At 37.3% G+C, this 26,546-nt stretch carries 13 protein-coding genes, 3 rRNA genes and 1 other annotated feature (1 of these 17 only partly in view); of the genes, 13 read left to right on the top strand and 3 right to left on the bottom strand.

Features of this window, described 5'->3' with window-relative positions; translation table 11 throughout:
- Positions 1 to 116: a binding site (T-box leader), on the top strand (it extends 111 nt beyond the left edge of the window).
- Positions 117 to 193: 77 nt separating this feature from the next.
- The 3 genes from leuS to BR44_RS04740 all read left to right on the top strand — a co-directional run bounded on the left by leuS (position 194) and on the right by BR44_RS04740 (position 5,283).
- Positions 194 to 2,608, top strand: a complete 2,415-nt coding sequence (leuS, locus tag BR44_RS04750; protein WP_034550937.1) for a leucine--tRNA ligase — start codon at positions 194 to 196, stop codon at positions 2,606 to 2,608.
- Positions 2,609 to 2,821: 213 nt separating this feature from the next.
- Complete coding sequence (locus tag BR44_RS04745; RefSeq protein ID WP_245592921.1) at positions 2,822 to 4,483, top strand: putative polysaccharide biosynthesis protein; 1,662 nt, start codon at positions 2,822 to 2,824, stop codon at positions 4,481 to 4,483.
- A gap of 74 nt (positions 4,484 to 4,557) precedes the next feature.
- Entirely contained in the window at positions 4,558 to 5,283 is a 726-nt protein-coding gene (locus BR44_RS04740) for a pseudouridine synthase (RefSeq protein ID WP_034550935.1), read from the top strand.
- Positions 5,284 to 5,331: 48 nt separating this feature from the next.
- Here BR44_RS04740 and BR44_RS04735 read toward each other — a convergent pair whose 3' ends face one another.
- On the bottom strand, positions 5,332 to 6,162 hold the full coding sequence (locus BR44_RS04735) for an NAD(P)H-hydrate dehydratase (RefSeq protein ID WP_034550934.1): 831 nt from the start codon (positions 6,160 to 6,162) through the stop codon (positions 5,332 to 5,334).
- 161 nt (positions 6,163 to 6,323) lie between these two features.
- On the opposite strand from BR44_RS04735, the gene pepV reads away from it, so the two are divergent.
- The gene (gene pepV, locus BR44_RS04730; protein WP_034550933.1) at positions 6,324 to 7,724 is read left to right on the top strand and encodes a dipeptidase PepV; all 1,401 of its coding nucleotides are present in this window, start codon (positions 6,324 to 6,326) and stop codon (positions 7,722 to 7,724) included.
- Positions 7,725 to 8,059: 335 nt separating this feature from the next.
- Here pepV and BR44_RS04725 read toward each other — a convergent pair whose 3' ends face one another.
- Complete coding sequence (locus BR44_RS04725; protein ID WP_034550932.1) at positions 8,060 to 9,244, bottom strand: iron-containing alcohol dehydrogenase; 1,185 nt, start codon at positions 9,242 to 9,244, stop codon at positions 8,060 to 8,062.
- A gap of 153 nt (positions 9,245 to 9,397) precedes the next feature.
- Between BR44_RS04725 and BR44_RS04720 the strand changes: the two genes are divergently transcribed.
- From BR44_RS04720 to BR44_RS04685, 8 genes are all read left to right on the top strand, one after another.
- Positions 9,398 to 10,489, top strand: a complete 1,092-nt coding sequence (locus BR44_RS04720; RefSeq protein ID WP_034550931.1) for an ABC transporter permease — start codon at positions 9,398 to 9,400, stop codon at positions 10,487 to 10,489.
- A gap of 14 nt (positions 10,490 to 10,503) precedes the next feature.
- Positions 10,504 to 11,178: an ABC transporter ATP-binding protein gene (locus tag BR44_RS04715; protein ID WP_034550930.1), complete on the top strand. Its 675-nt coding sequence runs from the start codon at positions 10,504 to 10,506 to the stop codon at positions 11,176 to 11,178.
- A gap of 603 nt (positions 11,179 to 11,781) precedes the next feature.
- Positions 11,782 to 13,343, top strand: a 16S ribosomal RNA gene (locus BR44_RS04710).
- 204 nt (positions 13,344 to 13,547) lie between these two features.
- Positions 13,548 to 16,468, top strand: a 23S ribosomal RNA gene (locus BR44_RS04705).
- An 88-nt stretch (positions 16,469 to 16,556) separates the two neighbouring features.
- A 5S ribosomal RNA gene (rrf, locus tag BR44_RS04700) occupies positions 16,557 to 16,672 on the top strand.
- Together the 16S, 23S and 5S rRNA genes form the textbook arrangement of a ribosomal RNA operon.
- A gap of 127 nt (positions 16,673 to 16,799) precedes the next feature.
- Complete coding sequence (locus BR44_RS04695) at positions 16,800 to 18,593, top strand: DUF4153 domain-containing protein (RefSeq protein ID WP_034550929.1); 1,794 nt, start codon at positions 16,800 to 16,802, stop codon at positions 18,591 to 18,593.
- A gap of 271 nt (positions 18,594 to 18,864) precedes the next feature.
- Positions 18,865 to 19,995, top strand: a complete 1,131-nt coding sequence (locus BR44_RS04690) for an exonuclease SbcCD subunit D (RefSeq protein WP_034550927.1) — start codon at positions 18,865 to 18,867, stop codon at positions 19,993 to 19,995.
- Complete coding sequence (locus BR44_RS04685) at positions 19,996 to 23,052, top strand: AAA family ATPase (protein ID WP_034550925.1); 3,057 nt, start codon at positions 19,996 to 19,998, stop codon at positions 23,050 to 23,052. It begins immediately after the preceding gene.
- Positions 23,053 to 23,164: 112 nt separating this feature from the next.
- Here BR44_RS04685 and BR44_RS11075 read toward each other — a convergent pair whose 3' ends face one another.
- Positions 23,165 to 24,649, bottom strand: a complete 1,485-nt coding sequence (locus BR44_RS11075) for a L,D-transpeptidase family protein (protein ID WP_051912527.1) — start codon at positions 24,647 to 24,649, stop codon at positions 23,165 to 23,167.
- 306 nt (positions 24,650 to 24,955) lie between these two features.
- Between BR44_RS11075 and BR44_RS04675 the strand changes: the two genes are divergently transcribed.
- Positions 24,956 to 26,311, top strand: coding sequence for a peptidoglycan DD-metalloendopeptidase family protein (locus tag BR44_RS04675; RefSeq protein WP_034550923.1), 1,356 nt, complete (start codon positions 24,956 to 24,958; stop codon positions 26,309 to 26,311).
- Positions 26,312 to 26,546 lie beyond the last annotated feature (235 nt).

Genomic DNA, 26,546 nt, shown 5'->3' with positions numbered 1-26,546 from the left:
AATGACAGTAAGTGAAGTCGTAACGCCTGCGTTAAAGGTAAGAAGAGTCTACATAAATAAAGGTGTAGAAAATTTAGGTGGTACCACGATTATTGACTTGTCAAATCGTCCTATGAGTAACAGAGCAATTATCTGGACTCATAGGACGATTTTTTAATTTAAGAGATAAAATAAAGAAAGTGGGAAAAATAATATGAGTTTTAATCACAAGACGATTGAGAAAAAGTGGCAGAACTACTGGAAAGATACTAATACATTCAAGACGACAGAAGACACAAAAAAAGAAAAGTTTTATGCGTTGGATATGTTTCCATATCCATCAGGACAAGGGTTGCATGTTGGACACCCTGAAGGTTATACGGCAACGGATATACTTTCACGTATGAAGCGTGCTCAAGGGTACAATGTTTTACACCCAATGGGCTGGGATGCTTTTGGGTTACCAGCTGAACAGTATGCGTTAGATACAGGGAATGATCCTGCAGAATTTACAGCAAAAAACATTGAAACGTTCCGTCGTCAAATCAATTCGTTAGGTTTTAGTTATGATTGGGAACGTGAAATTAATACAACCGATCCTGATTACTACAAATGGACGCAATGGATTTTCACTAAGCTATATGAAAAAGGACTGGCTTATGAAGCAGAAGTAGCAGTTAACTGGTGCCCGGAATTAGGAACAGTTCTAGCAAATGAAGAAGTAATTGATGGAAAAAGTGAACGTGGCGGTCATCCAGTTTTTCGTAAACCGATGAAACAATGGATGTTGAAAATTACTGCTTATGCAGAACGTCTATTAGAAGATTTAGAATTAGTTGATTGGCCTGAAAGTATTAAAGACATGCAGCGCAATTGGATTGGTAAATCCGTTGGAGCTTCTGTTCAATTTTCTGTCCAAGACTCAGATCAACATTTTACTGTCTTTACAACGCGTCCGGATACCTTATTTGGAGCTACGTATTGTGTATTAGCACCAGAATTAAATTTAGTAGGAACGATTACTACACCGGAACAAAAAGAAATCGTTGAAGCTTATCTTAAAAAAATTAGCTTGAAAAGTGATTTAGAACGGACAGATTTAAATAAAGATAAAACCGGCGTCTTCACAGGAGCCTATGCAATCAATCCTGTTAACGGTGAAAAAATGCCAATCTGGATTGCGGATTATGTCTTAGCTTCATATGGTACAGGCGCTATTATGGCTGTTCCTGCACATGATCAACGCGATTATGATTTTGCCAAAGCGTTTGAATTGCCTATTATTCCAGTTCTTAAAGGCGGAGATGTAGAAAAAGAAGCCTTTCTTGAAGATGGGTTACACATTAACTCTGATTTTTTAAATGGGTTGGATAAAGAAGCGGCTATGGTTAAAATGAATAACTGGTTAGAAGAAAACAAAGTAGGAAATCCAGAAACAACTTATCGTTTGCGTGATTGGTTATTTGCGCGTCAGCGTTACTGGGGAGAACCTATTCCAGTTATCCACTGGGAAGATGGAACGTCAACTACATTGCCTGAGGACGAACTTCCTTTATTGTTACCGAAAACAGAGCACATAAAACCTAGTGGCACAGGTGAATCACCATTAGCTAATATTAAAGAATGGGTAAATGTTGTAGACCCAATTACCGGAATGAAAGGTCGTCGCGATACAAATACGATGCCACAATGGGCTGGTAGCTCATGGTACTTTTTACGCTTCATCGATCCTAAAAATACCGAGATGTTAGCTGATCCTGAAAAACTTAAAGAATGGTTGCCAGTTGATATTTACATCGGTGGAGCAGAACATGCTGTGTTGCATTTATTATATGCTCGTTTTTGGTATAAATTTTTATATGACATTGGCATCGCACCAACAAAAGAGCCTTTCCAAAAATTATTTAATCAAGGCATGATTCTTGGAGGAAATAACGAAAAAATGTCTAAATCAAAAGGCAATGTTGTTAACCCTGATGAAGTCGTAGCAAAATTTGGCGCAGATACATTGCGGATGTACGAAATGTTTATGGGCCCACTAGATGCTTCAATTGCATGGGATGAAAATGGACTTGAAGGCAGTCGCAAATTCTTAGATCGAGTTTGGCGTTTAATGGTAGACGAAGAAGGTAAACTGCGTGACCGAATAACAACCATTAATGATGGCTCATTAGATATTGTTTACCATCAGACTGTAAAAAAAGTGACAGAAGATTTTGAACAATTGCGTTTCAATACGGCTATCTCACAGTTGATGATTTTTGTGAATGAAGCTTACAAAGCAAAAGCTTTGCCAGTCGACTACATCAAAGGTTTCGTACAATTATTGGCACCAATTGCACCTCACTTAGGTGAAGAGCTATGGTCTATGCTGAATAGTACTGAAAGTATCTCTTATGTAGCTTGGCCGAGTTACGATGAGTCATACCTAACTCAAGATGAAATTGAAGTTGTTTTTCAATTAAATGGAAAATTGAAAGCTAAAACTAAAGCGCCAAAAGAAATTACTAAAGAAGAATTAGAAGAGTTAGCTATGAGCAATGAAAAACTAAAAGAAGCGTTAAAGGGTAAAACGATTCGAAAAGTTATTGTTGTTCCTGGAAGATTAGTTAATATCGTAGCAAACTAAGAGTTAGAGGCTAAAGAACTAAAGGGTTGAGGCAACAGTCTCGTCTCTTTAGTTCTTTTAACCTCTTTTAACTTCTTCAGGATACCTAAAGGCAATCTTAAGATTTTGTAAAGTTACACTAGTCCCTCAGTAAAGTGATTGCAACCATATTCGTAAAGAAGTAGAATAGACGTTAGTACATAAAAGGATGAGAGTAGGGTATGGAAAATGTCAATGGATAGGGTGAAGGAAAAAGAGCCAATCAGAGAGAAAAGTTCAAGAGAAAAAATGGTCAGCGGATCTGCTTGGATGACCGGAGGCAGTATTTTATCCCGTCTGTTAGGTGCTTTGTATATTATTCCTTGGATGGCATGGATGGGAACTCAAGAAGTAGCGAATTCAGCCAATGCACTTTATATGATTGGGTATACACCTTACGCATTGTTTTTGAATGTTGCAACAGCTGGCGTGCCTTCAGCAATCGCGAAGCAAGTTTCTTATTATAACGCCTTAGGTGAGTATAAAATTAGTCAAGATATTTATAAAAAAGGTTTACAAGTGATGGCTGTTACAGGAATTGTCTCAGCATTGTTGATGTACATCATCGCACCGTTTATTGCTGCAAATAGTCCAACAGCCTCAGTAAGTGACGGGACACAAGTTATTCGCTCATTAAGTTGGGCATTATTGATTATTCCTTGTATGAGTGTGACACGTGGTTTCATTCAAGGGCACCACACAATGGCACCCTCAGCTATTTCGCAATTTATTGAACAATTAGGTCGCGTGGTTTTTATGTTAGTGGCTGTTTATTTTATTCGAATAGTTTCTGACGGAGAAATTGTTAGTGCTGTATCAGCCTCTACATTTGGTGCATTTATTGGGGCCTTGTTCAGTATTGTCTATTTACTTTATATTATTTGGAAAAAGAAGCCAGAATTAGAGTACAATCTAGCTCATAGCAAAAATAACATTAAAGTATCAACAAACGAAATTTTTAAATCTATTATTAAAACAGCTGTTCCGTTTATTATTATTGGATCAGGGATTACATTGTTCCAAATGATCGATCAGTTTACTTTTGCACCCATCATGGAAAGTGTGACAGCATTAACAGCTAAACAAATAGAAAATAACTATGCTATCGCAGCAGGTAATGCAAATAAATTGATTATGATTGTCATTTCATTAGCAGGTTCAATGGCGATAACTTCGGTTCCACTGATTGCCGATCTATTAGCAAAAAATAAAATGAAAGATGTGAGAATGCAGTTAAGCGATAGCATTCAACTATTTTTCTTTATTATGCTGCCGTCTGCAATTGGCATGGCGGTTGTTTCAAAACCTTTATACACGGTTTTTTACGGCTATAGTGCATTCGGTACGGGAATTCTACAATTGTCTTCTTTCATGAGTATTTCTCTTGGATTGTTTGTGTTATTAGGATCGACACTTCAAGCAGCGAATCAGACTAAATCAGCTTTATCCGCAATGGGCCTTGGATTAATTGTAAAGTTAGTTTTTCAATACCCTTCTTTATGGGTTTTTGGCACATATGGGATGCTAGTATCCAACATATTAGGATTCGGGACAACCGTCTTTTTAATGTTATGGGCAATGTATAAGATGACTAAATTGAATATTAGCTTTTTGATGAGACGTGTTTTATTGATGATTCTAATAACAAGTAGTATGGCACTGATTGTATTTATTTTTCAAAAGGGAGTGTATTTATTCTTCGAACCGAAAGATAGATTTGGAGCATTGATTAATATAATGGTTTCATCTTCTATGGGAGGATTTTTCTATTTCTATGCAGCGTTGAAAACACGTTTAGCCGATCGCTTGTTAGGTAGTAGAGTAGCGCGTTTGAGAAGCAAATTAAAAATTAAGTAAATAGATTCAGGCTAGCTAGCCTATGGGAACATAGTTAGCTAGCTCTTTTACCTTTAAGGAGTTGAGCAAAAGATATGCGTTTAGATAAATTTTTAGCACATACGGGTTATGGGACACGTAAATCAGTGAAAGAGTTAATAAAAGGTAAAAAAGTGACAGTGAATGAGAGCGTAATAAGAGAGGGGAAAACTCATGTTCAACCTGAAAAAGATGTGATAAGTGTTTCGGGAGAAAGAGTTCATTACCAAGAATTTTTCTATTTTATGCTGCATAAACCACAAGGAGTCATCAGCGCAACAGAAGATAAAGTGCATAAAACAGTTATTGATTTACTGAATCATCAAGATCAACTATCCAATCCTTTTCCGGTTGGTCGATTAGATAAAGACACAGAAGGGTTATTACTGATAACCAATGATGGCGTATTAGCTCATGAATTGCTTTCTCCTAGAAAAGAAGTAGACAAATGCTATGAAGCGATTATTGAAGGGATCGTTGGTGAAAAAGAAATTAAGGCTTTTGAACAAAGCGTTATGCTAGACGATGGATTTGTTTGTCGCCCTGCTAAACTAAGCGTGCTATCAACTAGTCCAGCTGATCAAACTTCTAAAATCCAAGTCATTATTCATGAGGGGAAGTTTCATCAAGTTAAGCGGATGTTTGAAGCAGTCGAAAAAAAAGTTCAGTATTTAAAACGACTGTCAATGGGACCATTGGTATTAGATGAGTCTTTAAAAACCGGTCATTATCGACCGTTAACAGCTAACGAGATTGCAGAATTAAAAGCATTTACAAAATAAAGAAAGGAGGACAGTTAATTTGTCCTCCTTTCTTTATTTTGTAAATGCTTATTGGTAGTCGGCAAACTCTTTTAAAATAAAGGGCAGCTGTTTGATCAGCTGTGAAGGCAATACAACATATTGTTTTTGGGCTAATTGGTCACCAATATAACTATGCAAAAAAACGCCAGCTAGTATACTTGCTTTAAAATCAGGTAATTGAGCAGTCAAACTAGCTAATATACCAGCTAAAGTATCTCCCATACCCCCAGTAGCCATTGCAGGGTTCCCAGCTTGATTTTGCCATATTTCCTCTTTGAAATACACTTCGGTTCGGTGTTTTTTTAATACAATGGTTGCATTTAATTGATTTCGTTTGACTTGATTTAATGTGGGGTTTTGTTTTGCAGGTTCTAATCCGCTTAATCGTTCCCATTCTCCTAAATGAGGAGTAAAAACGGTTTGGTCGTTAGGGATAGCTAAGTGGTGCTTAGCCATCAGTGTAATGGCTGATCCATCAATAATGACACGCTGTTTTTTATTAATATGAGATAAAACAAAATTAAGTAGATTTAGAGATTCTTTGGAAACACCCATTCCAGGTCCAATGGCAATAACGGTTGCTTCTTTTAATTGGTTTTCAAGTTGTGGTTGGTCGCTCCAATTGATGACCATGGCTTCTGGAAGTTGAGCATGCAGAGCAGTATGATTGCTTTTAGCGGTAGCAACAGTTACCAAGCCCGCTCCACTATAAACAGCAGCCAAAGCAGTTAAAATAATGGCTCCACCCATTGAATCATTGCCGCCAATCAATAGTATTTTTCCGTAATCACCTTTGTAACTAATGTTTTTTCGTTCAGGAATCATAGATTGGACAGTTTTCTTATCCAAATTTTTCATAATAGTCCTCCTTGTCGCTTGTTTCATTTAGTATAAAGACAATGAACTGAAAAATCACTTTAAAACGTTAATAAAATCTTGAAAAAACAATTGGAATATTGGTATGTAAGATAAAAAGTGCTATGATAGAGTTGTTGAAAAAAGATAGGAGTGTTAAGTACATGGCGATAGATTGGAAAAATGAAGTATCAGCTCGTAAAGAGGAGTTCCTAACAGATTTGGTTTCATTGTTAAAAATTGACAGTGTCCGTGATGATAGCAAAGCTACAAATGAAGCACCTGTTGGACCCGGCCCTAAAGAAGCATTAGAAGCTTTTCTTGCATTAGGAGAACGTGATGGCTTTGTCACTAAAAATATCGATAATTTAGCGGGTCACATTGAATATGGTTCAGGTGATGAAACTCTTGGAGTTTTAGCACACGTTGACGTTGTACCGGTTGGTTCAGGTTGGGATACAAATCCTTTTGAACCTGTAATAAAAGATGGTCGACTTTATGCACGTGGTTCAAGTGATGATAAAGGACCAGGCATGGCTGCTTACTATGCATTAAAAATTATCAAAGATTTAGGTTTACCAGTATCTAAACGCGTTCGTTTTATTATTGGAACGGATGAAGAGAGCGGTTGGATGTGTATGAATCGTTATTTTGAAGTAGAAGAGAAGCCTGAATTCGGCTTTTCACCAGATGCACAATTCCCAATTATAAATGGTGAAAAGGGTATTTTAACAATGCATGTGAACACACAAGGGAATGTTACAGGCGGAAAAAATGAGTTGATTAGTTTTGATTCCGGCTTGCGTGAAAATATGGTTCCTCAAGATGCAACAGCGATTTTTAATAGCCAAGAGGCTGAGAAAATCGAAAAAGATTTTTATGATTTTGTTGAGAACAAACCCGTAACAGGCACTGTATCTGTTAAAGGAAATCAAGTAACGATTGAACTTAATGGGAAAGCAGCTCATGCAATGGAGCCTCGCGGAGGAGTAAATGCGGCAACTTATTTAGCAACATTTTTAACAAACTATTCATTTGGCGGAAATGCTAAATCTTACCTTGAAATGACGGCAGAGTTCTTTCATGAGGATTCAAGAGCTGAAAAATTAGGATTAAATTATGTCGATGAAGTTATGGGAGATTTAACAATGAACCCAGGAATCTTTACTTTTACCCCTGAAAGTGGGGGAATGATTGCTCTAAACTTCCGTTTCCCTAAAGGCGTCAGCATCGAAGGAATCGAAATTGAATTAGATAAAAAATTAGGCCATTACGGTGTTACTTTAGGTCGCGGAAAAGAACAAACACCACATTATGTTTCACCAGAAGATCCATTGGTTAAAACGTTGTTAGCTGTTTATGCAAAACAAACAGGACTCGAAGCAAAAGAACAAACCATTGGTGGAGGCACTTATGGTCGTTTGTTTGATCGTGGAGTTGCTTATGGAGCAATGTTCCCTGATAGCATTGACACCATGCACCAAGCAAATGAATTTATGGCGATTGATGATTTAACGAATGCAATGAGCATTTATGCAGAAGCTATTTATGAATTGATTAAATAGCATCTAAGCCAATTAAGTTTAGAGAAAAAGAAGAGTTATCCGGAGAAGTTTTGAAGAAAAGCCTAGCTATTTTGCTTCTCTTCAAAACTTCTTCGGATTTCTTTTTGTTGTAGTATCAATTTTTCAAAAGAGTTAGTAAGTTACATTCTATTTATAATAAGCGATAGCTTATGGTTTATTCTAAATTTTAAGAACGATATGAAATATTAGCATAAAACAAATTATTTCTTTAAATAAGGATAAAGTGGCTATACTTGCAATATGTACTTATATAACAATATGAAAAAAGGACACAACTGAGATTATTCAGCAGTGTCCTTTTTAAAATGACTTTTTTAATTAAGAGCTGTACGGTAAATTTCTCTACTGATAGCTAAATCATGAGATTTACGTTCACCTAAAGCAACTTGATTGTGTTTTTCTAATTGTGCAACTAAAGGTTCAATAACTTCTTCGCCTAAACCAATATCTTTAAATGATGTTGGAGCTCCAAGGCTTTTGAAAAAGTCTTTTGTTTTTCCGATAGCAACATCTATTTTTTCATCTTCTGTACCTGTGGTGATATGCCATACACGTTCAGCATATTGCAACAGTTTTGCTCTTTTTTCTTCTTTACGTACTTTTAATAAAGCTGGTAGAACAATACTTAGTGTTCTAGCGTGATCTGTATGGTATAACGCAGTGATTTCGTGTCCCATAGCATGTGCAGCCCAATCTTGAGGAACTCCAGGAGAAAGGACTTTATTTAGAGCATTGGTTGCTGTCCACATAAAATTAGCACGTAAATTATAATCGTGGTTATCTTCATCAATGACATCAGGACCGATTTCAATTAGCGTTTGTAATAAGCCTTCAGAATAACGATCTTGTACCATTGCGCCAACAGGATAAGTTAAATATTGTTCCATGATATGAATATAGGCATCCATGATACCGTTAGCTAGTTGGCGTGTAGGTAAGCTGTAAGTGATTTCTGGTTCTAGGATAGAGAACTTAGGAAAAACATGAGGACTGCCGAAGCTAAGTTTAGCTTGTTTTTCTTTAAAAGTAATAACAGCACCTGCATTCATTTCAGAACCGGTTGCTGGCAAAGTCAATACCGTTGCAAATGGTAAAGCAGAAGTGATAGGCGTACCTTTACCTATGCCGCCAGCAAAAATATCAATAGGATTGCCATCAAATAAAACTGCCGCAGCGATAAATTTAGTGGCATCAATAACAGAACCGCCTCCAACTGCTAGTATGAAGTCATATTTTTCTTTTTTAATTAACTCAACAGCTTTCATCGCTGTTTCAAAAGTAGGATTAGCTTCAATTCCGCCAAATTCTCCAACTTGGTGTTCTGATAAAGCTGATTTAATCCGATCAAGAGTACCGAACTTTATGACACTGCCTCCGCCATAAGTGATAAGGATTTTTTTATCGGTAGAGATCAATTTTTTTAATTCAGGAATTCGATTCTTTCCAAAAATAATTTCGGTAGGATTGTAATAATTAAAGTTACTGATTTCATGTTGCATGTAGCTATCCACTCCTTTTAAATTAATATTCTAATGATAACATATCTCTTTTATTTCTTTGTCTAATATGCTCCATAAGATGTTATAATTTAAAAACAATCAAGTATTATATTGCTTGACTGTAATAGATTTAACTACAAGAGGGGTGATTGAATGTTTTTAGCATGGAGGGAAATGAAGCATTCTAAAACACGTTTCGCATTAATTATTGGTGTGATGGTTTTAGTTTCATATCTAGTTTTCTTTTTAGTTGGGTTAGCTTATGGACTAGCACAGGATAATCGGACAAGTATCGATAAATGGGGAGCAGATGGAATTGTTTTAACCGACGAATCTAATACCAATATCAATATGTCAATGATGACCCTAGAGCAAGCCGAGAAAGTAAAAGGCGATAAAACCGCTTTTTTAGGCCAAGCATCTAGCGTTGTCAGAAAAGCGGGAGCTTCAAAGGAAGAAGATAAAGTCAATGTGACATTTTTTGGAATTGACTCCAAAGAATTTATTATGCCTGAAGTGATTGAAGGCGAGGCTTTTACTAAAGATAATGAAGTAGTCGCAGATATAAGCTTGAAAGAAGAAGAGAACATTAATATAGGCGATACACTTGAATTAGCAGGAAATGACAAAAAAGTAACAGTTGTTGGTTTTACAGAAGATGCCAGGTTCAGTGTGGCACCTGTTTTATATACAACTATTCCTGGCTACCAAGAAGTTCGATTTGAAAAGGCTGATAGTAGCGATGCCGGGAGAATTAGTGCCGTTATTGTACGTGGGGAAAATAATTCAGTTGATGGGATAGCTATTGAAACGGATGATTTAACCGTTTACCCAATTAAAGATTATATTAGTAAAATTCCTGGATATACAGCACAAGTTCTAACATTTGGATTAATGATTGGTTTTTTAATTGTTATTGCTGCAGTTGTTATTGGAATTTTTATTTATGTTTTAACACTACAAAAGACAAGTTTATTTGGCGTTATGAAAGCACAAGGGATTTCTAACTTTTATATTTCGAAATCAGTTGTTTCTCAAACATTCATACTAGCTATAGTTGGCGTAGGTATAGGATTAATATTGACATTATTAACAGCTTTAGTATTACCGGCAGCTGTACCTTATCGAACAAATATTGTGTTTTTAGCTGCGATTACAACATTATTAATTGTTGTTGCTGTGCTAGGTGCTTTATTCTCAGTTAGAACAGTTGTCAAAATTGATCCATTAGATGCGATAGGTTAAGGAGGGGACACATAATGAAATTAATTGAACTAATTGGAGTGACAAGAAATTTTGGAGAAGGGCACACAAAAGTAGAAGCATTAAAAAAGACCGATTTTAGTGTTGCAGCTGGCGAGTTTGTGGCTATTATTGGGCCAAGCGGCTCAGGAAAAAGTACACTTCTAACTATAATAGGTGGACTCCAAACTCCTTCTGAAGGAAAAGTTTTGATAAGAGAAAATAAGTTTAGTGAAGTTACAGAAAAAAAACGAGCTGCTTTACGCTTTAAAGAAATTGGTTTTATCCTTCAAGCTTCTAATTTAGTCCCTTTCCTAACAGTCGAGGATCAACTGAAATTAGTTAATAAAGTCAACAAAAATAAAATGGATGCAAAAAAAAGTGATGCTTTATTAGATGAATTGGGGATAGTGGGTTTAAAGAAAAATTATCCGAGCGATTTATCTGGAGGAGAACGTCAACGAGCGGCTATTGCAAGAGCTTTGTATCACAATCCATCTGTTATTTTAGCAGATGAGCCAACAGCAAGTCTAGATTCAAAAAAAGCTTTTGAGGTTGTAGATATATTAGCGCGTGAAACAAAAGCACAAAATAAAGCGACAATCATGGTGACACACGATGAGCGTTTAATTGATCGTTGTGATAAAGTATATGTTATGAAAGATGGTATATTGAAAGAAAGACTAAAATAACGCTGATAAATTGAACGTTTAAGAAAATAGGGACTCTTTTTTGAGGGAGTTTCTTTTTTTATAGAATGAACAGCTGTTTTATGCAATTATTAATAGAATAAATATACCGAAAAAGATATTTTTATACATTCAAAAGTGCATCAAAATAGTGAATGTCATTCTAGTTAAATCCTTTTAAGAATAGGATTTAACTAAGAAAGTAGATGCTGATTTGTAAAAAAGAATGTGTTCATTAAAAAATGACAAGGCAACAAATGAAAAAAATTCTTTTGGAAAACAGTTGACGTAAGTTCAACAAGCTGTTATATTAGTAGATGTCGTAGCGATACAACGTAGCAACGAATCAGCAACGAAAAAAATAAATTTCAAAAAGTTGTTGACAAGTTAAACAACTTCTGGTAATATTTAGAAGTTGTCAAAACGACAACGACAAACAAATTAGACCTTTGAAAACTGAACAAAGTAAAACAATAAACTGTGTACGGCGGTTCGACCAAGGGTCGAACCAAAAGAAACAAAGTGAATAATTATTCGCTAGCAAGTCATTTTAATGAGCTTCAAGCATCGTTAAAAAGCGAAGCAATCCTAACGGGTTGGTTCAACTTTTATGAGAGTTTGATCCTGGCTCAGGACGAACGCTGGCGGCATGCCTAATACATGCAAGTCGAACGCTTCTTTCCTATTGAGTGCTTGCACTCGACTGGAAAGAGGAGTGGCGGACGGGTGAGTAACACGTGGGTAACCTGCCCATAAGTGGGGGATAACATTCGGAAACGGATGCTAATACCGCATAATTCTGATTGCCGCATGGCGAACGGATGAAAGGTGGCTTCGGCTACCGCTTATGGATGGACCCGCGGCGTATTAGCTAGTTGGTGAGGTAATGGCTCACCAAGGCAATGATACGTAGCCGACCTGAGAGGGTGATCGGCCACACTGGGACTGAGACACGGCCCAGACTCCTACGGGAGGCAGCAGTAGGGAATCTTCCGCAATGGACGAAAGTCTGACGGAGCAATGCCGCGTGAGTGAAGAAGGTTTTCGGATCGTAAAACTCTGTTGTTAGAGAAGAACAAGGATGAGAGTAACTGCTCATCCCCTGACGGTATCTAACCAGAAAGCCATGGCTAACTACGTGCCAGCAGCCGCGGTAATACGTAGATGGCAAGCGTTGTCCGGATTTATTGGGCGTAAAGCGAGCGCAGGCGGTTCTTTAAGTCTGATGTGAAAGACCCCAGCTCAACTGGGGAAGGTCATTGGAAACTGGAGAACTTGAGTGCAGAAGAGGAGAGTGGAATTCCATGTGTAGCGGTGAAATGCGTAGATATATGGAGGAACACCAGTGGCGAAGGCGACTCTCTGGTCTGTAACTGACGCTGAGGCTCGAAAGCGTGGGGAGCAAACAGGATTAGATACCCTGGTAGTCCACGCCGTAAACGATGAGTGCTAAGTGTTGGGGGGTTTCCGCCCCTCAGTGCTGCAGCTAACGCATTAAGCACTCCGCCTGGGGAGTACGGCCGCAAGGCTGAAACTCAAAGGAATTGACGGGGACCCGCACAAGCGGTGGAGCATGTGGTTTAATTCGAAGCAACGCGAAGAACCTTACCAGGTCTTGACATCCTTTGACCACTCTAGAGATAGAGCTTTCCCTTCGGGGACAAAGTGACAGGTGGTGCATGGTTGTCGTCAGCTCGTGTCGTGAGATGTTGGGTTAAGTCCCGCAACGAGCGCAACCCCTATTATTAGTTGCCAGCATTCAGTTGGGCACTCTAGTGAGACTGCCGGTGATAAACCGGAGGAAGGTGGGGATGACGTCAAATCATCATGCCCCTTATGACCTGGGCTACACACGTGCTACAATGGATGGTACAACGAGTCGCAAGATCGCGAGGTCAAGCTAATCTCTTAAAGCCATTCTCAGTTCGGATTGCAGGCTGCAACTCGCCTGCATGAAGCCGGAATCGCTAGTAATCGCGGATCAGAACGCCGCGGTGAATACGTTCCCGGGTCTTGTACACACCGCCCGTCACACCACGAGAGTTTGTAACACCCGAAGTCGGTGAGGTAACCCTTTTGGGAGCCAGCCGCCTAAGGTGGGATAGATAATTGGGGTGAAGTCGTAACAAGGTAGCCGTATCGGAAGGTGCGGCTGGATCACCTCCTTTCTAAGGATATAACGGAACCGTCACAGTTGTTTTACTTTGCTCAGTTTTGAGAGGTCTAATCTTCTCAAACAGTAAGTTAGTTGTTCTTTGAAAACTGGATAGTGTTTAACATGTAAGAAAAGCAAGAAACCAAGAAAACATCGCGTTTTATTTTTTAATGTATTTCTTCACCATAAGGTGAATGAAATAGTTAACATGACCATAGGTTAAGTTAATAAGGGCGCACGGTGGATGCCTTGGCACTAGGAGCCGAAGAAGGACGGGACTAACGCCGATATGCTTTGGGGAGCTGTAAGTAAGCTTTGATCCAGAGATTTCCGAATGGGGAAACCCAGCACTCTTTATCGGGTGTTACTATTGACTGAATACATAGGTCAATAGAGGTAGACGCAGAGAACTGAAACATCTAAGTACCTGCAGGAAGAGAAAGAAAAATCGATTCCCTGAGTAGCGGCGAGCGAAACGGGAATAGCCCAAACCAGAAAGCTTGCTTTCTGGGGTTGTAGGACTGAACACATAGAGTCATAAATGAACGAAGTAGGAGAAGCGACCTGGAAAGGTCCGCCAAAGAGGGTAAAAGCCCCGTAACTGAAACTTCGTTCACTCTGATCAGTATCCTGAGTACGGCGGAACACGAGAAATTCCGTCGGAATCCGGGAGGACCATCTCCCAAGGCTAAATACTCCCTAGTGACCGATAGTGAACCAGTACCGTGAGGGAAAGGTGAAAAGAACCCCGAAAGGGGAGTGAAACAGCACCTGAAACCGTGTGCTTACAAGTAGTTAGAGCCCGTTAATGGGTGATAGCGTGCCTTTTGTAGAATGAACCGGCGAGTTACGATCCCATGCGAGGTTAAGTTGATGAGACGGAGCCGTAGCGAAAGCGAGTCTGAATAGGGCGAATGAGTATGTGGTCGTAGACCCGAAACCAAGTGATCTACCCATGTCCAGGTTGAAGGTGCGGTAATACGCACTGGAGGACCGAACCCACGTATGTTGAAAAATGCGGGGATGAGGTGTGGGTAGCGGAGAAATTCCAATCGAACTTGGAGATAGCTGGTTCTCTCCGAAATAGCTTTAGGGCTAGCCTCGGAATTAGAATCATGGAGGTAGAGCAACTGTTTGGACTAGGGGCCCTTCTCGGGTTACCGAATTCAGATAAACTCCGAATGCCATTGATTTATATCCGGGAGTCAGACTACGAGTGATAAGATCCGTAGTCGAGAGGGAAACAGCCCAGACCACCAGCTAAGGTCCCAAAGTTTATGTTAAGTGGAAAAGGATGTGGGGTTGCTTAGACAACTAGGATGTTGGCTCAGAAGCAGCCATCATTTAAAGAGTGCGTAATAGCTCACTAGTCGAGTGACCCTGCGCCGAAAATTTACCGGGGCTAAACATAACACCGAAGCTGTGGATAGAACTTAGGTTCTATGGTAGGAGAGCGTTCTAAGGGCGTCGAAGCTAGACCGTGAGGACTGGTGGAGCGCTTAGAAGTGAGAATGCCGGTATGAGTAGCGAAAGACGGGTGAGAATCCCGTCCACCGAATGACTAAGGTTTCCTGGGGAAGGCTCGTCCTCCCAGGGTTAGTCGGGACCTAAGTCGAGGCCGATAGGCGTAGACGATGGACAACAGGTTGAGATTCCTGTACCAGTTTGTTTTGTTTGAACAATGGAGGGACACAGTAGGCTAAGGAATACGCACTGTTGGATATGTGCGTCCAAGCAACAAGTCTTGAGGTGAGTCAAATGCTTGCCTCTATTAAGGACAAGTTGTGATGGGGAGGGAAATTAAGTACCGAAGTTCCTGATGTCACACTGTCAAGAAAAGCTTCTAGTTAGAAACAATCTGCCCGTACCGCAAACCGACACAGGTAGTCGAGGAGAGAATCCTAAGGTGTGCGAGCGAACTCTCGTTAAGGAACTCGGCAAAATGACCCCGTAACTTCGGGAGAAGGGGTGCTGACCAATTGGTCAGCCGCAGTGAATAGGCCCAAGCAACTGTTTATCAAAAACACAGGTCTCTGCTAAATCGAAAGATGACGTATAGGGGCTGACGCCTGCCCGGTGCTGGAAGGTTAAGAGGATGGGTTAGCTTTCGAGCGAAGCTCAGAATTGAAGCCCCAGTAAACGGCGGCCGTAACTATAACGGTCCTAAGGTAGCGAAATTCCTTGTCGGGTAAGTTCCGACCCGCACGAAAGGCGTAATGATTTGGGCACTGTCTCAACGAGAGACTCGGTGAAATTATAGTACCTGTGAAGATGCAGGTTACCCGCGACAGGACGGAAAGACCCCATGGAGCTTTACTGCAGTTTGATATTGAGTGTTTGTACAGCTTGTACAGGATAGGTAGGAGCCTATGAAGCCAGGACGCTAGTCTTGGTGGAGGCAATGGTGGGATACTACCCTTGCTGTATGACCACTCTAACCCACAGCCATAATCTGGCTGGGAGACAGTGTCTGACGGGCAGTTTGACTGGGGCGGTCGCCTCCTAAAGTGTAACGGAGGCGCCCAAAGGTTCCCTCAGAATGGTTGGAAATCATTCGTAGAGTGTAAAGGCAGAAGGGAGCTTGACTGCGAGACCTACAAGTCGAGCAGGGACGAAAGTCGGGCTTAGTGATCCGGTGGTTCCGTATGGAAGGGCCATCGCTCAACGGATAAAAGCTACCCTGGGGATAACAGGCTTATCTCCCCCAAGAGTCCACATCGACGGGGAGGTTTGGCACCTCGATGTCGGCTCATCGCATCCTGGGGCTGTAGTCGGTCCCAAGGGTTGGGCTGTTCGCCCATTAAAGCGGTACGCGAGCTGGGTTCAGAACGTCGTGAGACAGTTCGGTCCCTATCCGTCGCGGGCGCAGGAAATTTGAGAGGAGCTGTCCTTAGTACGAGAGGACCGGGATGGACACACCGCTGGTGTACCAGTTGTTCTGCCAAGAGCATCGCTGGGTAGCTATGTGTGGACGGGATAAACGCTGAAAGCATCTAAGCGTGAAGCCCCCCTCAAGATGAGATTTCCCATCACGTAAGTGAGTAAGACCCCTGAGAGATGATCAGGTAGATAGGTTGGAAGTGGAAGTACAGCGATGTATGGAGCGGACCAATACTAATCGGTCGAGGACTTAACCAATTTTTAAACGATGAAGAAACGGTTTTAAGCCCTTATAGTTAAACACTATCCAGTTTTGAGAGAACAACGTTCTCTTATATGTAAGATGTGTGGTGGCGATGGCAAGAAGGTCACACCTGTTCCCATGCCGAACACAGCAGTTAAGCTTCTTAGCGCCGATGGTAGTGAAGGGTTTCCCTTTGTGAGAGTAGGACGCTGCCGCGCATCTTAAAAAAGTATCATCTTCGGATGGTGCTTTTTTTTTGCAACTAAACAAACCAATATACATTACTCTTTAATTGACTTATAATTTAGATGAATTCATCATAAACTAAGAAAGAAGGTGGAGAAGATGAAACTGATAAGAAACTTACAACAAATATTCCAAGGAATGATCCGTGCAAGTACTCGTTACCCTCTGACTGTTTTATTTCTTTTAGCATTAGCAATATTAAATGGTGTAACGATTAATCAAGAAAAAGAAGTGTATACCAACTATTTATTCACTCTTTTTGTAGGTGCAGTACTCAGCGGGGTTGCTCAACAACTGTACGAAAGATTCTTCCATAAGCAAAGTCAACGATTTATGCTTATGGCTGCAGCAAGTTTGATAACGATTGGGTATTATTTTATTATTCCGACAGCTAATTTATATGACTTAGAAGTAGGAATTAAAACAAGTGTATTCGTTTTTGCGCTAGTCTTGCTCTATATTCTAATTCCTACCATAAAAACAAGGTTGGCTTTTAATGAAAGTTTTATGGCTGCTTTTAAAGCTTTCTTTATTACTTCATTATTTACAGTGATTATTGCAATGGGTACTAGTTCCATTTTGTTTGCAATCGACCGTTTGCTCTTTCCGATTGACGATAAATTAACGTTGCATGTTTTGAATATTATTTTCTCTTTATTCGCTCCCTTATACTATTTATCTTTTACTCCTTTATATGAAAAGGCGACAGATAAGCGTATTTCTGAGGAAGATAAGATGGTTATATTAGAAAAGCTTAAAGAAGCAACGAGTGTTCCTAAAGTACTAGAACTATTAATCTCTTATGTGATTATTCCGTTAACGGTGATATATACGGCCATTCTGTTAGCCTATATAGTGCTAAATATAAGAAGTAGCTTTTGGACGGATAACTTGTTAGAACCGCTGCTTGTATCTTACGCAGTCACCGTTATACTAGTGTATATATTATCTAGTACAATTGAAAATCAGTTTGCAGTACTATTCAGAAAGGTTTTTCCGAAAGTACTCATTCCAATTGTTTTATTCCAAACGATTGCATCGGTATTGAAAATTGGAGAACTGGGAATTACACAAGGTCGGTATTATGTGATTCTTTTTGGAGTATTTGCAACAATCGCAGGATTAATTTTTAGCTTTTTGCCAGTCAAGAAAAACGGCATAGCGATTGCAGTCTTAATTTCTTTTTGTATTCTTTCTATTATCCCTCCTATCGATGCGTTTACAGTAAGTAGAGTAAACCAAACAAACTTATTAGAAAATATTCTTGTAGATAATGAAATGCTTGAAAAGGATAAGATTATTCCGAATGCTTCTATTTCTAAAGAAGATAAAATTCGAATCACTGGAACATCTGATTATTTAGTAAACATGAATTATGCTAGTAATATAGAGTGGTTACCAGATGATTTAACAAGTAATAATAAATTTGAAACGACTTTTGGATTCGCAAAAGAATATGAAAACCAAGATATTGTTGATAATGGTCGATATGTAAGTTTAAATTATGAGGAAGGGTTAAATCTGTCGATTGAAGACTATGATCAAATGATTCGACTGCGTTTGTATGACTCTGATAGTGAGCTTTCAAAGGATAATGAACTTTCTTTTGAAAAAGAAGGATCAGTATATATATTAGTTCAACAGCAAAAAGATAATAACTACACTTTAATATTGAAAGATGAACAAAATAATGAGCAAATTAAAATCGAGATGCAATCTATTTTTGATAAGCTATTAATCGATGATAATGTGCAAAAAGAATTCATATCGGTTGATGAGGCTACAATCATTGAAGAGAATCAACAAGTTAAATTGAAATTTATAGTTGAATCTATGAATGTATATGATAATCAATATAACGCAGACCTCTTCTTGTTTATTAAAATTAAATAAAGAAATGTAAATAAAAATAAACCAATTCAGTATAAAAAGAAAAAGTCATTGAGTGATTATACTCGAAGGCTTTTTCTTGTATTTAATTTTTGTCCAAATAGCTTCATAATTTAAAGTAACAGCATTAAAGTGGCTTTGTATACTCTTGAGAATGGATAATAATTGCTAGCGTCTAAATCAGAACTTTTGAATGGAATAAAAAAGTGGTAGACTAAATAAAAGGAATCAATTGAGAATAATGAACAAGAAAATTAGATAGGGGTCGAGATAAGTGCGTATATTACATACAGCAGATTGGCATATTGGGAAAATTGTAAATGAAGTATCCATGTTAGAGGATCAAGAATTTTTTCTGAACCAGTTGATTGAAAAATTAAAAATTTTAGAAGTTGATGTGCTAATTATGGCAGGTGATTTATATGATCGGGCCTTTCCACCAAAAGAAGCTGTTTCGCTAGTAAACTTAGTGTTAACACGTTTGATTCATGAAGTGAAAATCCCTGTATTTATTATTGCAGGAAATCATGATAGCAATGAACGCGTTGAGTATGGTGCGAGTTTGTTCGAATCGAGTAACCTTTATATAGAAGGAACAGTTAAAGAAGAGACGAGAAAAGTAACTGTTCAAGGGACTAATTTCTATTTACTGCCATTTGCAGATCATGTTTATATTCGTGAATTATTAAAAGATGATTCAATAAAAAATTTAGAAGACGCGACTAAAGCTCAGTTAAATAAGATAAAACAAACAATGAATAAAGAGGAAACGAATATCATCATTGCTCATGGATTTGTGATTAACATCTCTGATGATAGCTCTGAAACGACCGATTCAGAACGTCCATTGAGTATTGGGACAGCAGAATACGTGAATGTCGAATTGTTTGAAGATTTTGATTATGTGGCATTAGGTCACTTACACAAACCACAAAAAGTTAAACACGATAGAATTCGTTACAGTGGATCCATTTTAAAATATTCTAAATCAGAAGCAATCCAAAAGAAACAAGTCTCGTTGGTGACGTTAGAAGAGGGTAAAGTAGAAATTGAACCGATTTATTTAAAACCGTTACATGATATGCGCGTTATTAAAGGCTTATTTAAGGAGTTAATGAATCAAAAATCTGATGATTATGTTTTTTTTGAGTTAAAGGATGAAAATTATGTGATGGATGCAATGAACCAATTGCGCAGAAGATTTCCGAATGCAATGGGCTTAGAATATGCTGCAAAAAAAGAAGAGGGTCAAATTTATAAAAAATATGATCAAAAAAGCTTGAAAGAGATGCCACTAGAAGATTTGTTTAGTGATTTTTATCAACAGTTTAAACAAAAAGAACTAGCAACTAATCGTAAAGAAATAGTCGAGAGCACGTTACATGAAATAGGGGGACGAGAATAAATGAGACCACTAAAGTTAATACTAAATGCTTTTGGCCCATATAAAGGGGAAGTTGAAATTGATTTCACTCAATTTAATCAAAAAACACTTTTTTTAGTAAGTGGTCCAACGGGTGCTGGGAAAACGACTATTTTTGATGCGATTGCCTATGCTTTATATGATGAGGCAAGTGGGACAAGTCGAGAAAAAGATTCATTTAAATCACAGTTCGCTACTGATGATGATCTTTGCTATGTTGAATTAGAATTTGAATTAGCGGGTAAACAGTATTATATTAAGCGTTCACCCGCTCAAATGGGTCCTGGGAAACATAGAATTAAGAAATATAGTCCTGAAGTAGAATTTATTCATGGTAAAAATGTAACAACAAAAATAAATGAAGCCAATCAAGAAATTAAAGAGTTGCTTTCTTTATCTTATGAACAGTTCAAGCAAATTGTGATGTTACCTCAAGGCGAATTTAAAAAAATGTTGGAATCCAATAGTGCAGATAAAGAAAAGATTTTTCGTAATATTTTCCAAACAGATACGATTAAGGCTTTTCAATCAAGTTTGAAAGAAGAAGCTCGCCGTTTAAGATTAGAAGTTGAGCAAAGTGATAAAACGATGGAAAAATTTATAGGTATAATTGATCCTCAAGAAAATCATTTGCTAGCTGAAGCAATTGAGTTGATGGACATTAAGCAATTGTTGATTGAATTAGAAGATTCGTTGAGTATTTATAGAAAAAACATTCAAAATTATACAAATGAGATGGAACGATTCCGTAAAAAAATGCAGCAAAACCAAGAACGAATAAAGGACTTAACTGAATTAGAGCAATTGGAACAGGTAAAGCATGAGTTGACAGATCTAAAAGAAGAAATGGATGCAAAACGTAAAAAAATAGAGATGAACGAAAAAGCACAAAAACTAGTTGTCTACAAAGCAGAACAAGAGAAAGCATTAGTAGATAAAGAAGCGCTTCAGCAGAGTGTAGAAACAGAAAAAAATGCCTTATCAAAAACAGCAATTGCATGGATAGAAAATAAAAATGAGGCAACAATAGCTGAAAAAAATTATTTACTTTTGCCAGAAAAAAGAGAAAAAATCAATGAATTGAAACAAGAAGAACGGAATATAAAAGCAGTTGAAGTAAAAGAAAGCAAAATAACAACTTTAAAAGTAGCCAATCAAGAATTACAAATAGAGATTGAAGAACAGACAGCAAAATTAATAGAACAAAGAAATCAGTTAGATGAAAATAAGCAATTATCAGCAGAAATCTATCAAGCCAGAATTAAACTAGTTAAAAAACAAACGGATGCGTATGAGTTAAAAGAAAAAATTACGGAATTAACGACTAGGCAAAATAGTCTTAGAGACTTGGTTCAAATTTTAGAACAAAAAAACAAGCAAGTCATTCTATTTAATAAGTTAGAAACCGATTACCAAGAAAGTGAAAAAAATTATCAACAACAACAACTAGCGTATAACCGAAATATTGCTGGGGTATTAGCTAATGAGTTAAAAAAAGATACCGCATGTCCGGTTTGTGGTTCACTAGATCATCCTGTTCCAGCAATTTTATCAGAAGATGTTGGGTCAAAAGAACAATTAGAAGCAGTAGAAGGTGAAAAAAACCAGAAGTATAACAACTATACAGTTGCTTCTAGTGAAATGGGTTACTTAAATGAGCATATTAAAGAATACGAACGATTGTTTAATGTGCGTTCTAATGAAGCTGAGGAATTGTTGGAGCAGCTGCTGTTAGAATTAAAAATGGGGACAACAAGAAAAACAGAACTCAATGATGAAATAAAACGGTTAGAACAGGTTGTTAGACGAGAAGAATCCGTTAAACAACAAATAGAAAACACGCAAAAGCAAGAGAAAAAAGTAGAATCGGCTATTCAAGAATTGCGTTCTACTAGTCAAAATAATGACAACCGAATAGAAGAGATAAAAAAAGAAATCAAAGATGCCATAAGTCAGTTGACGTATAATGAACTTAAAGAAGTACAAGAAAACTTGCAGTTGCTAATAGATGAAACACAGAAAATAGAAAATATTTATAAAAAAAACCAAGATAAAAAAGTTGAACTAGAAAAATTAGAAGAACAGTATAAAACAAGAATTGGTTCTTTTGAAACACAACTTGAAAATAGTACTACGCGCTATGAAGCGGCTGCTATTGAATTTGAAACGAAACTAAAAGAAGCAGAATTTGATGGACGATTTGAAGACTATGTGTTAGAGGAAAAACAAGTACAAGAATTAACAACAGAAGTATTTGATTATGATCAAAAATTATGGGTCAATCAAGCGAACTATGCAAAGCAAAAAGAAAAAGTAGCAGCCATAAAAGACGGACAATCCATTGAAGATTACCATTTAGAAAATCAACAAAAGGAAAATGAACGAATTGTGATAAATAAAAAATATGAAGAACTAATTGGAACAGTCAAAAAGTACGAAACGGCCAATACAGAAATTAAGCACCAATATGAAGCTAAGCAGATACAATTAGAAAAATATAGGTTGTACAGCGAATTAGCTGAGTTAGCTAATGGTTCTAAAGAGACAGATTACATTTCATTTGAACGATTTGTTTTAGCCATCTACTTTGAGGAAATTATTCTGGCAGCGAATTTACGATTTACACAAATGACCAATAATCGCTATTCCTTATTACGAAGAGAAGAAAAAGTTAAAGGGACCGGAGCTAAAGGTTTGGATTTAGATGTATTTGATAATTATACGGGTAAAACAAGAAGTGTTAGAACGCTCTCTGGCGGGGAAGGTTTCAAGGCTTCGTTAGCATTAGCATTAGGACTAAGCGATGTGATTCAAAATCATAGTGGCGGAGTGAGTGTAGATACATTATTTATTGATGAAGGTTTTGGAACCTTGGATTCGGATTCTTTAGATAGTGCAATCGAAACCTTGTATGAATTAAACCAAAGAGGTCGACTTGTTGGAATTATTTCACATGTGGAAGAATTAAAGATGCGAATACCTGTTCATATCGAAGTAACAAAAACTACTGAAGGAAGCCAAGTGGAAGTGAAAATGTAAAAAAAACAAACATAGTAAACAAAGTGATTAATGGGGACAAAAAAGACTACAAATTCCAATAAGGAATTCTGTAGTCCTTTTTATATAGAGTAAGTGAAAGAGAAAACCCGGATTAGTAATGAGCTAATTCTGATTCGCTAGTGACATTAATAATATAAGCGCCATTTCTAATGTGTTGCATCAAGTAAAGCATATTAGATTCAGATACAGAAATACATCCAGCTGTTGCACCATTTCCGTTGACATGCACAAAAAACGCGCTGCCACCATTAACACCATTGTTATAATTTAATGTAATGCCGTATTTATACTGTGTTTGGTAATCGTTCATGTGTTCATCCAAAGAACTAGAACTAGAACGTTCTTGCCATGTATTGTATTGAGAATCATCAGGGTTGCTGATCCAATAAGAATTCCCAGTAATTTGTTTATAAGTTAAAATGGTTCCTGGATTTGGACCAGTACCGAATGCAAAACCTAATGAATAAGCACCTTTTGGAGTACGACCAGAACCCTCGTAAGAACTGCCTACGCCATTATAACCGACACGGCCTGGGACAGAAAGGATGGTCTGCCATTGGGCACCATTTTTTTCAAATACATAAACGGTTGAACTTGAACCATTTGCGACAACACCTATGATTTGATCGGTATATTGACTAGTTAAAGAGCGTGCTATTAACCCTTCAATTCCAGTTTGTTGAGCAGGTACGACTTGCTTGGATGAGGCAATTGATTTAGAACTTGTTTGACTTTGAGTAGTCTCTTTAGAGACAGAAGTTGAAACACTAGAATCATTAAAGGCAACTTTATCTTTATCTGTTTCTTTTGTCTTTTCAGCCTCAATCTCGTGTTCTTTTTCTGCTTCTTCACGCTCTTTTTCTATTTTAGCTTCTTCTTCTTTTACTTCTCTTTCTTTTACTGCTCTTTTTTCAATGGCTTTTTGGACAGCAACTAAAGCTTCAGTTAAACTTGATTTAAATGTTTCGCTAGGCAAAGAATCAACTTTTTCTTTGAAGCTGTTAAAATCAGAGCGAGCGATAGTTTCTTTTGCTTCAAGTTTATCGTAATCTTTAAAAAAGTGACTAAGTTCTTGTTTTATAGCAAGCTGCCTCTTACTTTGTTCAATAATCTCACTAATTTTTTTAACAAAAAGGGGTTTCCTCTTTTTTAACAACATTAAATCTTTATCTTCTTTAGAAAATTCAACATCATGACTTATTATTTTTTCATCTTTAAATTTCTTATGTATAGAAGATTGGATAGTAAACATCTGCGTAGCATCATTTACCTGTTGTGAAAGGTTATTTAAATACTTTTGTTGTGTTTCGTTTAATGTTAAAGCAGATAAAATTTTAAGAGAATGTTCGGCTTCTTGGATTTTTTCTTGTGTAATTGAGTCACTCAAGAGCTCTGTTTTGTCAGTCAAATATAAAAGGTTCGTCGTTTTTTTTGCCAATGTTAGTGCGTTTTCTACTTCTTTTTGGTCTTCTTTCGCTTGTACATTTATAGTGTGTTGATAGAAACTTATCCCACCACCAAATGTGAATAAGATAAGTATTATTAAAACAAAGCTTCTTTTCTTTTTCCTGTTCATTTCGTACCCCCTTTTTTTCTTACAATTCAAATGACATGCTTAAATAACAGCATGGACTACTTAATAGCAGATAGAATTCTCTTTTATATAATATAACAAAAGAACTTTAATTGCTATGCTTAATTTATCCTGCAAAGTACTGGAGAAAAGGAGGTTAAAAGTAATTAGTTATTTAATCTGTTTGTAATAGTACTCGTGAAATTGTTACTTTAATAGTATCGTTTATTTTATACAATGATGTTATACTTACAAAGTTGAGAAAAATGAGAAAAATTAATCATATAGATTCATGGGGGGGTACATTTTTTGAAAAAGAAACTAACTACTGGATTAATTGCAGCGATGTTGCTTGCAGGTCCTTTTGTAATGCCAACAATGGTGAATGCTGAGAGTGTTCAAAGCTTAGAAAAACAAAGACAAGAACTTGAAACTAAATCAAATGACTTAAATTCTAAAATAAAAACCCAAGAAAATAAAATGGATAGCTTAGAATCAAAAAAAACTGAGATAGAAAATGATGTAAAAAAACTACAATCTAATATAGATGAAGTGGTTATCAAATTACACGAACAAGAGAAAAAATTGAAAGAATCAAAAGAAAAAATCGAGAAATTACAAAAAGAAATTGAAGCTTTAAAAGAACTGATTGCACAACGAGAAGAAAAATTACAAAACCAAGCTCGTGTTATCCAAACAGATGGTAAAGCATCTAATATGGTAGAAATGGTGATTTCTTCTGAGAGTTTATCAGATTTAATTGGGCGTGTCGGCATAATCAATCAATTAGTGTCAGCTAACAAAGAAATAGTAACTGAACAAGAGAATGATAAAGCCACATTAGAAGTAAATGAAAAAGAAGCAAAAAATGAAAAAGTAGCGATAGAAAAATTAAAAAGTAATATTGAAGTAACTAAAAATAACTTAGTCGCTCAAAAAGCTGAAATGGATGATCACATTGTTCAACTAGCTGTTCAATACAATATGACAGAAAATGAAAAAAACACATTTGTGGATGAACAAAAAGTAGTTGCTACAAAAACTAGTGTTTTATCTAAAGAACTTCAACAAGAAAAACAACGGATTTTTGAAGCAGAAAAAGCCCGTCAAGCACAAGCTAGAGCAGTTGCAGAAAAAGCCGCTGAAAAAGCGGCTAAACAAGAAGAACAAAAATTAGCAGCCTCTTCAAAAAATAATACAAAAGCACCACAAGCATCAAAAGCACCACAAGCAGAAACGACGAAACCAAACAGTGTAGCGAGTAGTTCTAGTAATGGTTCAGGCTTTATCCGTCCAAGTAATGGCGTAGTAACCTCTCAATTTGGGTATCGTATTCACCCAATTACTGGAGAGAGTAAATTACATGGTGGAACGGACTTTGGTGGAAGTGGAGCTATCATCGCTGCTCAAAGTGGAGTAATTGAAGTGGCCGGTTATGGTTCAGGTTGGGGAAATCATGTTATAATTAATCATGGCAATGGCTTAAAAACACTTTATGCGCACATGGTTTCAGGTAGTTTAGCCGTAGCACCAGGACAAAATGTTTCTCAAGGGCAACAATTAGGAATAATGGGTACGACGGGTGCATCAACAGGTGTCCATCTTCATTTTGAAGTATATGTGAATGGTACTCGAGTCAATCCAGCATCTTATTTAGGATTATAAAAAACAAAAAATAGGAAACCTCTCTGTAAAAAGAGAGGTTTTTTTAGTAGAATGAAAGAGCAAGTGATTTGTACGAACTGGAGGATTAAAAAAGATGGAGACAATCGTATCAGTCAAAAATGAACGAGTAAAAATGTGGAAAAAGTTGCAAACAAAAAAAGGAGATTAAAAGTAATTAGTTATTTAATCTGTTTGTAATAGTACTGTGAAATTGTTACTTTAATAGTATCGTTTA

The organism is Carnobacterium funditum DSM 5970 (assembly GCF_000744185.1).
Taxonomy (GTDB): Bacteria; Bacillota; Bacilli; order Lactobacillales; family Carnobacteriaceae; genus Carnobacterium_A; species Carnobacterium_A funditum.
This window is presented reverse-complemented; position numbering and strand designations above follow the sequence as displayed.